The sequence below is a fragment of the Pseudalkalibacillus hwajinpoensis genome (assembly GCF_039851965.1).
In the GTDB taxonomy this organism is placed as follows: domain Bacteria; phylum Bacillota; class Bacilli; order Bacillales; family Guptibacillaceae; genus Guptibacillus; species Guptibacillus hwajinpoensis_E.
This window is the reverse complement of record NZ_CP156675.1, coordinates 149,115-161,911: the sequence shown is the minus strand read 5'-3', so window position 1 is coordinate 161,911 and position 12,797 is coordinate 149,115. Positions and strand designations below refer to the sequence as shown.

The 12,797-nt window shown below is 40.3% G+C and carries 7 protein-coding genes and 3 pseudogenes; 1 reads left to right on the top strand and 9 read right to left on the bottom strand.

Features of this window, described 5'->3' with window-relative positions:
- Window positions 1–131: 131 nt before the first annotated feature.
- Genes ABFG93_RS21915 through ABFG93_RS21905 form a run of 3 tightly spaced genes read right to left on the bottom strand, consistent with a single transcriptional unit; the run spans window position 132 to window position 4,404 of the window.
- Window positions 132–1,397, bottom strand: coding sequence for an ABC transporter substrate-binding protein (locus ABFG93_RS21915; RefSeq protein WP_347553214.1), 1,266 nt, complete (start codon window positions 1,395–1,397; stop codon window positions 132–134).
- Between the two features lie 18 nt (window positions 1,398–1,415).
- The gene (locus ABFG93_RS21910) at window positions 1,416–2,603 is read right to left on the bottom strand and encodes a response regulator transcription factor (protein WP_347553213.1); all 1,188 of its coding nucleotides are present in this window, start codon (window positions 2,601–2,603) and stop codon (window positions 1,416–1,418) included.
- A 43-nt stretch (window positions 2,604–2,646) separates the two neighbouring features.
- Window positions 2,647–4,404 (bottom strand): cache domain-containing sensor histidine kinase, encoded by a 1,758-nt coding sequence (locus ABFG93_RS21905; RefSeq protein WP_347553212.1) that lies wholly within the window; start codon window positions 4,402–4,404, stop codon window positions 2,647–2,649.
- A gap of 623 nt (window positions 4,405–5,027) precedes the next feature.
- On the opposite strand from ABFG93_RS21905, the pseudogene ABFG93_RS23235 reads away from it, so the two are divergent.
- Window positions 5,028–5,250 (top strand): annotated as a pseudogene (locus tag ABFG93_RS23235) (IS3 family transposase); the annotation flags it as partial.
- Window positions 5,251–5,351: 101 nt separating this feature from the next.
- Here the strand turns inward: ABFG93_RS23235 and ABFG93_RS23230 are convergent.
- The 6 genes and pseudogenes from ABFG93_RS23230 to ABFG93_RS21880 all read right to left on the bottom strand — a co-directional run bounded on the left by ABFG93_RS23230 (window position 5,352) and on the right by ABFG93_RS21880 (window position 12,607).
- The gene (locus ABFG93_RS23230) at window positions 5,352–7,109 is read right to left on the bottom strand and encodes a GH32 C-terminal domain-containing protein (protein WP_431522114.1); all 1,758 of its coding nucleotides are present in this window, start codon (window positions 7,107–7,109) and stop codon (window positions 5,352–5,354) included.
- 321 nt (window positions 7,110–7,430) lie between these two features.
- Window positions 7,431–7,868: pseudogene (locus ABFG93_RS23225) on the bottom strand (family 16 glycoside hydrolase); the annotation flags it as partial.
- A gap of 48 nt (window positions 7,869–7,916) precedes the next feature.
- Window positions 7,917–8,936, bottom strand: a pseudogene (locus tag ABFG93_RS23220) (glycoside hydrolase family 32 protein); the annotation flags it as partial.
- A 72-nt stretch (window positions 8,937–9,008) separates the two neighbouring features.
- Window positions 9,009–10,004 (bottom strand): ABC transporter permease, encoded by a 996-nt coding sequence (locus ABFG93_RS21890; protein WP_347553211.1) that lies wholly within the window; start codon window positions 10,002–10,004, stop codon window positions 9,009–9,011.
- The gene (locus ABFG93_RS21885) at window positions 10,001–11,557 is read right to left on the bottom strand and encodes a sugar ABC transporter ATP-binding protein (protein ID WP_347553210.1); all 1,557 of its coding nucleotides are present in this window, start codon (window positions 11,555–11,557) and stop codon (window positions 10,001–10,003) included. The genes ABFG93_RS21890 and ABFG93_RS21885 overlap by 4 nt, the downstream gene beginning before the upstream one ends.
- Window positions 11,558–11,629: 72 nt before the next feature.
- Window positions 11,630–12,607 carry a substrate-binding domain-containing protein gene (locus ABFG93_RS21880; RefSeq protein ID WP_347553209.1) on the bottom strand — a complete coding sequence of 326 codons (978 nt, stop codon included), beginning with the start codon at window positions 12,605–12,607 and terminating at the stop codon, window positions 11,630–11,632.
- Window positions 12,608–12,797: the final 190 nt, after the last annotated feature.

Genomic DNA, 12,797 nt, shown 5'->3' with positions numbered 1-12,797 from the left:
ATGTTTTTTGTCGGGCCCGACCTAAGTACAATTAAAAGTATAAGAGAGTTTTTGGAAATTGGATATGGACGATATTGATATGAATTTAGTCGTGAATTGATGAAGAGAATCCAAAAATCCTGAGAGCATGCTCACTTCCTCTGAGCTTGCTCCCAGGATTTCTGATAGGCTTGCAACAACTGTTTCCTGCTTAATTCATTTTTTATATACTGTTGGGTAGTGTATCCGAATTCTTCCCGCATACCCGTTGGGAAATTGATCCACTTGGAGGATACTGTACGCTCATCATCATAAAATCGCATGATTTCATTGGCCAACGGGCCGGATTCTTTTACCTCGAGGTGCTTAAAAGCCGGGATGAACTTTAGCTCTTCGGTAAAAAACCGCTGTCCCTGTTTCGAGTGAACCATCCAATTCAAAAATTTTTTAGCTTCTTTTTTCTTTTCCGGGGTCGTTTGTTTATTGATCACCCAATAACTAGGAGTATTCACTACTAATGGATTCTTCTCCTGTTTATCATTAATTGGAACCGGAAGAATGCCAATGTTCATGTGGGGAGAACGTTGATCAATCATTGGTTGGATCCAATTACCCTGTAAAATCATCGCTGCTCTTCCTGATGCGAATTTATGGATCTCCATCGTGTAATCAGTGGATAGAGGTTCTTCCCCCCCGTACTTAACTGTGACATCCAGTAACTTTATGAGGTCCTTGAACTTTGAATTGTTTTCAATAGATTTTGTTCCGTTATTTAACCCTTTTATAAAAGCAGCAGGATCTTCTTGCCGGGCAAAAGCAATATTTATCAAGTGGTCGCCCAGCTTCCACTTTTCATAATATCCAGTGGCAAATGGAGTAATCCCAGCTCTTTGCAATTTCTCTGCCGCAGCTTTTAATTCAGATAAAGTGGAAGGAAGGGATTCGATGCCGGCTTCAGCAAATAAGTCTTTGTTATAAATAAAACCATAACCTTCCAAGTTCATTGGCATTCCGTAAATGCTGCCATCAATCGTTATAGGCTCCAGGGAATTTTCATAAGCTTCATTCACCCAGGGTTGATCAGAGAGATCCTCTAAATAATTCTTCCATAATCGGGCGCTTTCATAACCTGGATTTGTGAAGATGTCCGGCCCCTCTCCAGCCGCCATCTGGGCTTTCAAGTCAGAGAAATCATCTAGTGCCCCTCCTACTGTATGAACTTCGATTTCGACACCGGGATGCTCTTCTTCATAAACACGAACCATCCGTTCAAAAGGGGAGGCAATTTCGATTTTAGGGTTCCGAATTTTCAGGGTGACTTTTTGTGGTTCTTTTGTCACTTCCTCTACTGGAGAATTTGACTGGCATGCAGAAAGAAGCAGACCAATTAAACCGATATGAAGAATCTTTTTTGTCATTCCATCACCTCAGAGTTTTTACACATAAGCTGAATGTTCTTCTTGCCATTTCATTTTGTTCCTGTTTCTAAACTCGAAAGGTGTTAAACCTGTCACTTTTTTGAACAGTTTGGAAAAGTACTTCTCATCCTGATAACCCAGCAATAAGGAGATACAATAAATCGTTTCATCCGTATCTCTTAACCAGCATTTCGCCTGGTGGATTCTAAGTTTCGTTACGTATTTTGACAAAGGTAGACCGGTCTCCTGTTTGAACTTACGGGAGATATGCTCACGACTGAAGAAAAATAAATTTGATAATTTTTCCAAACTCAACTCTTCCATATAATAGGTGTCAACATAGGACACGATGTCCTTCATACGGCGAGCGTTATTCAAATCTTCTAGGCGATGAATAGACCGGTATTGATGATGGTCCAAGGCTACCTGTAGATCCCGGAACGAACTTGATAGCTTCCTTAAGGGCTGTGGGTGTTCGCTGGTCACAAGACGAACAGGGATATCAAAATTCTCGCTCATCCATTCTTCTACCGTGACCCATTCATTCTCCAAAGTTAAAACAAGACAAAGGTTACGGTCGTTTTGAAGCGAGAATGCATTTCCTAATTTTTGCTCTATGAGTTTATCAGCCAATGATTTTATGTACGGTTCAGCATGATGCATGTGATAAAAAGAAAGCAATGTCATTTCATAAACCTCAGTTGCTGGCAGTGAGGGCAGGAGATCATTCACGTCGAAAGGTTCTCCCATGCAAGCTGCCGTGACAATCTGGTCCAACCTTAATTTTACGTAGTCCTCATCCAGCGGTTCATCTGATTGACGTTCCTGCTCTTCCTTCTTCCAGGTCTCGACAGCCTCCTTCAAAGTTTCATTGAAAGCGTCTGCTTCGATAGGCTTCAACAAATAATCAAAACTATTGTGTTTAATGGCTTGGCGCATGAAAGAGTAGTCATTATACCCCGTTATTAAGATGACTTTCCCTTGGTAGGAGATAGAATTCAGCCATTGGATGAGTTCCATTCCGTTCATACCAGGCATTTTAATATCCGTAAAAACGATTTCTGGATTTTCTTCTTCTATAATTGTTTTTGCTTCTTCCCCTTGACTAGCTTCTAAGATCTCCGTTACACCGTGAGTTTCCCATTCACCTAAAAATCGAATGACTTCAAGTACATTCACTTCATCGTCAACAATTAACACCTTCACACCTTTTTCCTCCTTCTATAAAACGAATTCCCACTGGGGAGAGTTATTCAGTAATCTTGTTATCGACAGGGATGAAAATCTCCACTGTAAAACCCTGTCCTTGATTCGTATCCACTTTCATCCCCGCTTTTTCTCCGTAATTAAGAACCAGCCGATCTTTGATATTTTTCAGACCAATATGTTCTTTTGCGTACGCCCCTTTGTGAGAAGATGTATAAATGTTTTTTCTTAATGCTTGAAGTTCATTGTCTGACAGGCTTGCTCCATCATCTTCTACTATAAAATAAAGGAATTCGCGTTTCATTTTCCCGGAAATTCTTAAATGGGCATCGGTAAACCCCTCTTCGTAACTGTGCTTAAAGAAATTCTCAACAAGTGGCTGCAGAATTACGCTGGGAATCTTCATTTCCAATACCTTAGGACTTATCTCAATGGAATAATGAATATCATGACGGAACCGTTCCATTTGCAGGGAAAGGTAGCTTTCTATATAGTTTATCTCCTCTTTGACTTTTACCCATTCGTTCGCTTGCATAGAATATCGCATCATCTTTGATAATGATATCACCAGCTGATACACATTTGGAGCATTTGATCTTAAAGCCACAGCACCGATGGATTGAAGAGCATTGAATAGGAAATGCGGATTCACTTGTGACTTTAAGGCTCTTAACTGGTTTTCCTTATTTTCAATTTCCAGCTTATATTCCCGGTCAATGTGGAGGTTAATGCGGTCCATCATATCTTTCATATGCTTTTCCAAATAACCGATCTCATCATTTCTTCTGTCATCAAAAGGCACCTTGGTATGACCACCGTCAATGGTACGCACCTTTTTGGTAAGTCGCCTTATCGGATGAGTGATTTTATAGGTAATCACACTGATCATTATAAACCCTAAGACTCCAACTCCTAAACCGACCACAATACTTTTATAAGCGGTTTGTCGCACCTCATGGAACAGAACTTCTCTAGGGGTGACTTTCACTATTTTCCATTCATTTAATGGGGCTGATAATGTTTTAGATAGGAGGATATCCTCGTTCTCCCCCTCTTCTTGTTGCAGCTGTGTTTTTAACTTTGTAGAAGCAGGGTGGCCGATCAGCTCAGTGTCACTACTGTAAATCACTTGATCATTTTCATTTAAGAGGTACACAGACTCCTCTTTTTCTTCCATCAAGTCATTGGCAATTTGAGCAATTTTATTCAGTTCAACATCCATAGAGATGACCCCCAGAAATTCCTCCGTAAATACATTGGTCATTTTATGATGAAGGGTAATTACTTTTGTTTGATCAGATTGTGGCACCATTGCTGCATTATTATAATTCTCTATGGGATGTGGCGGCTCAATGATATGTTTGACATTCGATTTGTATAGTTGTTTAATATAAGGTTGCTTTAAGAAATCAGGCTTTGATTTACGAGCACTTACCATAGCGTTATAAACAGTGAATGACTCGTTTCCTTTATCCATATAGAAACGCACTTGACGGATTTCCTTACGCATCAAGTAAAAATTCTGAATACTTTTTTCTAAATAACTGGAATCTTCCACTTCATTTTTAAAAATACGGAACAAATCCTCGTCACGATACAATAGGTAAGGGAGACTCAACATTTCATTAAGGTATTGCTGCAATTCCTCTGAGCTATCTTCTATCTGCCCCTGGCTATTGGCAAGTTCATGCTTTTCTACACTATTTTTAGTGTAGCCATAAATGAGCAGCACAGATAAAAAATAGGGGAGAAGGATAAAGATGACCAACATGAGCAACAAACGGCTTTGAATGCTATTCACTTCAGAATTCCCCTTTCTAGGAAGCTATGGATGGGGAGTATCCATAATCGTTCTATAATTGTTTAACCTATACCATCTAACCATGTATCGTCAACCTAACAAAAGTAACACGCTACCGCATTCATTTGACAGGAAGAATTGTATTTAAGGAAGCAGTTGAATTCATAGAAATAGTCTCCGGGATGGAAGGACTGCTAAAAACGGCTTATTTATACGACAATAGTCCAGACATACTTCTTTCAAAAGATTTATTTGTTCGAGCACCTTATATTGCCTCTCCACACGAACGGACTTTGCAGAATTAAAAAGTTATTTAAATGGGGATTCTTTTCTCGGTAACCAGCGGCCATTAGATACAGCAGAAAGATCTTATTTATTCACATAACACTCAAACCACCATGATGGGACCTAATCTAGCCCTAAGATGTAGCTCAAATATCACTAAACAAATAGGTTTAGAAACATGTTAAGAGGCGCTGACATTCAAAGGAAATAAGGGGGGGCGCATAGAAGAAAAGGTGGAAGAAATTGAGCGGAATGAGGTAATAAAATTTCTCGTGAAGAATAAGCTCATAACTTTTTTAAACAGCTAAGGAAAAGGGATTTACGAGGAGTAAGTAATAGGCTTAGATCAGTCGATGTCTCGCGCGGTAACTGTTGGGATAATGCCCCCGATGGAGTCCTTTTTTGGGCACATGAGAGATGGGACCTCAAGGCGTGTTCATCTGTATTTGAAGTCAAGCAAGCTATTGAAGAATATATGGAGTATTACATCATCGTCGATAACAGGGGTCCTTACAAAAAATGACCCCGGTACAATACCGAGGTCACCTATTAGCAGCCTAGTACCTTATATTAAACTGTCCATTTTTAGGGGTACTGTTCAATCAAGGAGCTGCCATTGAAGACTTGATAGTTCAATTCGATGGTTCTGCCATATTCTTTATTTATTCTTGTGATTTTTTATTTGGTTTGAATTTCACTTTATTAAATAAAACCGTTGCATCCCATACGTTCAGACCTAAGTGTCCTTCTTTATATGACTGATCTCTTGTATCAATCACCAGGTTGTTATCTAAATAAGCTTTTATGTGATCACCTGAAACGTCCACTTTTAAGCGATAGCTTTTATTAGTTTTTATATTTCCGTGGTTGTAGGCCGCTAAGTCTGTACCGATGCCATTAGTAAATTTAGTAAGTTTCACCTGATTATGTTTCGCATCAATATTGACCCCATACGAATTCTCACCTGACGAATCTGATCGAAAGACCAAGGCACCTGCCCCCACTATGTTTCCGACTAAATCTTTACTAGGATCATCCGGGTGTGAATCTGAATCGAGAATTTTGATGTCGGCCTCATACTTAAAGTCACTCCCCGTCTCGTCAGAAAGAATGAAAGAATCACCGCTGCTTTGCCCTTGTTTTCCATCCATCGTATCTGCCCAATTCCCTGAGATCGGTTTCCAGCTTGTCAGCTTAGACTGAAACCCGCTTTTTTCTTTCCAAATACTATTCAACGGGTATATATCCAACGATTTTAAAGTGACGTCACCTGTATTGCTATAAACTTCTAATCCTTGACTAGACGGATCAGGGAAGATTTGATCAGTAATCACTGTTTCCCCATTGTTCCCAAATACTTCTATAGATGAACGATCGATAAAAATATGCATTTTCACAGTCTCATTTTCTATAGATAAAGGGCCTTTATGCTTCTCTAATACATTGCTGCCATAATCGAAAGTACCGGAATGAGTACGATCCACAAACAGCGTCTTATCATCGACTTCATATCCTATCGTTGTATGTTCTTCTTCTCCTTTACGGATTTTAAACCCAAACTCTTTTGCATTCGTATTTGAAATATCAAATTCAGCAATCAGCTCATACGAATCTCCAGAAAATTCAGTCAGAAGATTATTGAGTTCTGAAGCTTTTTTATTCTGATAAGAGATTGCGTTGCTATTATCCTGTATGCTATTAAGAGAAATTGGTGTTTGCTTCAAACGAGAACCTTCATCTGTCTGAGTAAGTTCCATTTTACGTGGGAGTGTCCCTGAGCCTCTCCAAGTAGTCGTTGGTGTATGGTTCGCATACTGCCAGTTACTCATCCAGCCCAGCCAATATTTTTCACCATTCTCGCCTTCAATTCCGTTCCAGTCTACAGCTGCATAAAAATCAGCTCCATAATCGGTCCACAGAATTTCTTCGGAAGGATTTTCATTTGTAAAGGTTTTTCCATCAAAGTCTCCAACAAAGTACTGCATTCCTGACCCCCCAGCCGGGGCACCATCATTAATGCTCACTTGCAGGACCCATTTCGTGTTAGTCGGATCTCCATCAATAGGAAGCTCTACTAAGGTAGGACATTCCCAAATCCCCCCATTACTCCCATGTGTGGAAGGCACCCATTCACCGGTGATCGCAGACCAGTCTTTTATCGTTCCACTTTGACGAATTTTATCACTTTTTGGCTCTTCTGCCACTTGATCAACGTCTGTTGGCATTGGGCCTTCATTGTAAACATGGAAATCGTCAAGGTTTATATGCCCCCAGCCGCTCGTAGACTGATCAACAGCTTTAATATAAAGAATTTCTCCGATAAATTCCGAAGCATCCCATCTATACCGTTTATATGTTTCATCATTGTTAAATTTGGAGTTCGCCTGACGAATTAACTCCTGATCATCAGCAGCCCTCATTAAAGAAACATAACGATTACTGAGGTCATCCCCTCCACCTAATAAGAAATTAATTTCGCCCGATCCACCAAGCTTAAAATAAGAAGAATGCAGCTCGCCTGTCGCACGATCTCCCTCCTGTTGATCGGAAAAACCCCATAAATGATAATTTCCCTGCTGGTCAAATGACCCTCCCCAATAATCGGTGACGTCTGTAACATGATCATTTGTGAAGGCATTTCCGTTTACCGGCTGCCATCCAGTTAGATCCCCTGTTTCAAAATCAGGGTTAACAATGGTATTCCGATCTGTATGAATGTTTTTCCCTTTTTGGACATTCTGGAATAAAGTCGAGGAATTCCATACATTTAACCCTAATTTACCACTTGAAAAAGATCCGTCATTTAAATCATGTACTAGCGTTCCATCTAAATAGACTTTAATGTTTTCATCAAATGCCGCTACCTTTATGTGATAGGTGTGTTCGGTATCAACCTGTACGGACTTTTCAGCTAGTACACTAATCTCCCCATTTTCAATTTTCATGACTTTCATGACATCATGTAAGGCATCAATATTCGCGAAATACCCGTTTTCTGCAAGATCATCAGCACGGAAAACCAGTGCTCCAGCTCCCCCGCCGTTATGTTCAGAAATTTTTATATCCGCTTCATACAAAAAATTATCTGTAGTTTCTTCACTAATTGTAAAGGCATCACCTTCATACGCTCCCGTTTTCCCAGCTAAAGAGTTCTTCCATGTGCCATTTATGGGATTCCAGCTAGATAGGTTTGTTAAAAAATTTGATGTATTCTCAAATTCTACGTTACGAAAGCTCGCTGTTGAGCTTTCTGCGGTTAAACCAAAGAAACCATTTTCAAACGTGCTGTCTTCTTGGTCAACGACAAGCTGTTCATCAACATAAACCTGTATCCGTTCTTCTTCTACAACAACCTTCAAATGATAGGTAGCAAAAGTGTCGAACTTCATCGAGTGACGAGTCATTTCCTCATTTATTCCTTCCACATTCTTACTTAATATTACTGTATCGCTTTTTGCATCTAAGCGGACAACATAACCGTTTTGAGCATCCTTATCAGAACGAAATACCAGCCCTCCTTCTCCTTCTCTGCCATTCTTTTTATGGAGGGTGATGTCACCCTCATAGGTAAATGCACCGCCTTTGTCAGCTGACACGGCATAAGAGACCCTATCTAGACTGTTTGCTTGAATACCTCCATCAGGTCCAAACTCGCTGGCATATTCCCAATCCTTTAAGTTAGGGGAGTTATAGAACATAATCTTATCTTTAGCCGCTAGAGACATAACCCACTGACTTGATTCTTCATGCCAAAAGACCTTTGGATCTCTCCAGTCTGCAACGGGTGGATCTGGCATCACCGGATTCCCCTCATATTTATCCCAGCTTCTTCCATTATCAAGGCTATAAGCTAGACTCTGTACCTGCCCGTCCGGTCCTGAGTGAGTAAAAATGGCTACCATTGCCTCTTTTCCAAAACCAGCTGTATTATCCCAATCTATGACAGCGCTTCCAGAAAAGATGGAGCCATGTTCATCTGGAAAAAGAGCAATCGGCAAGTGTTCCCAACTTACAAGGTCTTTACTTACTGCGTGGCCCCAATGCATCGGCCCCCATGTATTCCCATATGGATGGTACTGATAAAATAAATGGTACTCCCCTTCGTAATAAACCATTCCATTCGGATCATTCATCCAATTAGCTTCAGGGGAAAAATGGTATTGATTGCGATGTGGTTCATCATAATAACCATTCTCTTCGGCAATGGCTAAAGTAAATGGCAGACATACAACAATGAAACAGGTCAGAAAGACTAACAGCCATTTCCCTGTTCTTTTTATCAATTTCCCACTCTCCTTAAATAGGATAAATAAGATACATTAGGAACGTAACCGATCAATTAATACAGCAGATATAATAACCCCGCCTTTTACAACCAGCTGCCAATAGTAACTAACATCCATGAGAGTCAGTCCGTTTGTGATGACCCCCATAATCAAAACTCCAATAATCGTCCCTTGGATTCTTCCAGAGCCGCCCGTCAGTTTTGATCCCCCTAAAATAACAGCCGCAATAGCATCTAATTCATACATATTCCCTGCTGTAGGCTGACCGGAATAAAGACGGCCTGCAAGGACTACTCCACCTAACCCGGCGAGCAGGCCGCTGATCGAATAAACATTGATAAGTGTTTTCTTAACTTTGATCCCTGTTAGTCTGGCTGCTTCTTCATTACCTCCGATGGCATAGATGTGACGGCCAAACATGGAATATTTCAAAACGAAAAACATGATAATATATACAAATAACATGATATAAATAGGTGTTGGAATGGAAAGAATAGAACCTGCACCGATAAACTTAAATACACTCGATTCAAGGACCACAGGGTAACCTCCACTTGATACATAGGCAAGTCCCCTGACGTAAGTCATACTACCCAATGTTACAATAAAGGCCGGTAACCCAATTTTCGCTGTAAAAAAGCCATTAATAAAACCAATGACATACCCTGCTCCTATACCAAGCATCATAGCTAAAATAGGGTTGACCCCAGCTTGGGAAGCCATTACAGAAACAACTCCTGATAGAGCCACAATCGAACCTACAGACAAATCAATTCCGCCAGTCAAAATGACAATCGTCATACCAGCTGCCAAAATAGCAATTACGGAAACTTGTTTTAGGATATTGGTCATGTTAGAAGTTTCTAAAAAGTTGGGTGCGATGATCGTCATCACTATACATAACAAAACAAGAATAATAATCATTCCAAGGCGGTTCCATAGAAGTGACAGACTGTGTGCGATGTTAAATCCTGGTTGTGTATTTGACTGGGTGTTTGGCTGTGGATTTGGTGACAAAGTGGATCTCATTTTCCTTTCCCCCCTGTGGCAAGATTCATAATCTTCTCCTGTGTTGCTTCCGATTTGTGCAGTTCTCCCATAATACGTCCCTCATGCATCACACAAATTCGGTCACTTACTCCCATGATTTCAGGAAGCTCAGATGAAATCATTAATACAGCAAGACCTTGATCAGCAAGTTCAGATATGATCTTGTGTATTTCGGTTTTAGCTCCAATGTCAACACCACGTGTAGGTTCATCTAAAAGCAATACTTTTGGATTGGTCGAGAGCCATCTTGCGATTACAGCTTTTTGCTGATTACCGCCGCTTAATCCCGAGATAATTTGGTCGGCTGAAGCAGTTTTAATTCTCAAGTTTTGAATATATTGCTCAGCTGAAAGATCTAACGCCTTCCAGTTGATCTTTCCTTTTTTTATAAATGTGTCTAATTTGGCCATTAAAATATTTTCTTTTACAGACATATCCAGAAACAATCCTTGTTCCTTTCTGCTTTCCGGCACGAGAGCAAGCCCATATTTAATCGCATCTATAGGGGACTTAATGTACACCTGCTTTCCTTGGATATAGACTTCACCATCCTGAATATTAGAAACACCAAATATTGACCTGACCAATTCTGTACGCCCGGCCCCTACTAATCCGGCAAAACCTACGATTTCACCAGGATAAATTTTAAAAGAAAGATCTTTAACAAAGGTAGAATCACTCAAGTTTCTAACTTCTAATGCTGGTTTAGCCATTTCTGTTTTTATATAGTTACTAGATGTTCTTTGAAAAAGGTCTTTCATATCACGGCCAACCATTAAACTTACTAAGTGATCTGGGTTTGTTTCGCCAATTGGTCCACTTTGAATCCATTCTCCATCTCTTAAAACAGTATAACGGTCAGAAATTTTAAAAATTTCGTCCATACGATGTGAGATGTATACAATAGCTACCCTATTTTTCTTTAAATCTTTGATAATTTGGAATAACCGATCAATCTCTTTATCTGTTAAAGAAGCTGTCGGTTCATCCATAATCAACAACTCTGCATTGTATGAAAGCGCTCTTGCTATCTCAACCATTTGCTGCTGCGCAGTACTGAGTGAAGAAACTAAGACTTCTGGGTTTAAATCCAGTCCCATGGAAGCTAATACTTCCCTGGCACGATTATGTACTTCCCCCCACTTAACCATACCAAGTTTATTTCTTGGATACTTCGTCCCCATTAAAATATTTTCACTGATTGAGAGGTTCGAGGAGAGGTTCAGCTCTTGATGGATGACACTGATCCCTTTTTGCCTTGCGTGGAGCGGGTCTTTCCAAGAAATTTGTTCACCCTTGTACGTAATTGCACCGCTTTCTTGGTCTGGGGTATAAATACCAGACAATATTTTCATTAACGTTGATTTTCCTGCACCGTTTTCTCCCATTAAAGCGTGTACTTCACCGGGATAAAGGTCGATATTGACATCTTTCAAAACGGTAACACCTGAAAAAGTTTTGCATATCCCTTCCATACTGAGGACAGGTTCTACCGTAACATCAGATGTTCTTACTTTTTCATTTGTAAGCATGAACTTCCACACCCTTTCCCAGATTCATGCAAGGTCCTTAACAGAAGGACCTTGCATGGAGGTTTGGAACTCTTACCAGCCAGAATATGAATCTATATTCTCCTGTGTAATTAGATCAACTGGAATTTTGACCACTTCATCTACAGATTCACCTTCTAAAACTTTTATCCCTATATCCATAGCTTTTTTAACCATTTTGTCTGGGTATTGTGCGGATGTACCAGCAATAGAACTTCCTTCCTTGTTCATCGCTTCGATCACATCAGGCGATCCATCGACACCTACGATATAAAATTCATCTTGGCGGTCTGCCTGCTGTTGAGCTATTTCAGCCCCTATAGCCACAGGGTCGTTATTAGCAAAAACGGCGTCAATCGTACCAGGTTCATTGGCCTGCAGAATGCCTTCCATAACCTTTAACCCTTGTTCTCGATTTCCTTCCCCGTTTTGTTTAGCAATCACTTTGATGTCCGTATCCTTTATGGTATCTTCAAACCCGGCAATTCGATCTTTTACAGCGGTTACAGGAGGCCCATCAATCACAACTACATTTCCTTTTCCATTAAGGTCCTCAATGATAGATTCAGCAGCAAGGACACCTGCTTGATAGTTATCAGAGGTAACCGTCGACTCTATCCCACCGTCTGCCCCTACATCAACAGCTATAACAGGAATACCGGCGGCATCCGCCTGTGCAACAGCACCTGCGATCCCTTCAGAGTCAACAGCATTAAGTAAAATCAAGTCCACACCCTGGGTTATAAAATTTTCAATTTGGGAGGTTTGTTTCGCTAAGTCTGCATCAGCAGCCTGAACGATAATTTCAGCACCCATCTCTTCAGCATAGGATTCCGCTGCTTCACTCATCGAAACGAAAAACGGATTAGCCAGGTTATTTAACGTTAAGCCGATTTTCAGCTTTTCACCCCCAGAATTGTCAGCGCTTTCGCCCCCTTGCCCAGAAGTTTCATTGCTCACTCCGCAAGCAGTCGTAAAAAGTAGTAATAGTCCCATCAACACTACAGAAAAGCTCTTATACCTTACCTTCATATCTTTCCTTCCTCCTTACATAATCGTTTCTTATAAAACGCTTACAAAATTAGGATTATTACCCCCCTTCCCACCAACCGAGTATAAATAAATACTATTTGATTTGTTTTCCATCTATAGCATATACTAGTTGATTATTTTTGCTTATTAATGATGATATATGCACGAATAATTTTTGTCAATGATTTTT

Excerpts from the sequence above, each read along its gene's own strand:
- ABFG93_RS21915 (WP_347553214.1), bottom strand. The coding sequence starts at position 1,397 with ATGACAAAAAAGATTCTTCATATCGGTTTAATTGGTCTGCTTCTTTCT.
- ABFG93_RS23230 (WP_431522114.1), bottom strand. The coding sequence starts at position 7,109 with ATGAGGGCTGCTGATGATCAGGAGTTAATTCGTCAGGCGAACTCCAAA.
- ABFG93_RS21890 (WP_347553211.1), bottom strand. The coding sequence starts at position 10,004 with ATGAGATCCACTTTGTCACCAAATCCACAGCCAAACACCCAGTCAAAT.
- ABFG93_RS21885 (WP_347553210.1), bottom strand. The coding sequence starts at position 11,557 with ATGCTTACAAATGAAAAAGTAAGAACATCTGATGTTACGGTAGAACCT.
- ABFG93_RS21880 (WP_347553209.1), bottom strand. The coding sequence starts at position 12,607 with ATGAAGGTAAGGTATAAGAGCTTTTCTGTAGTGTTGATGGGACTATTA.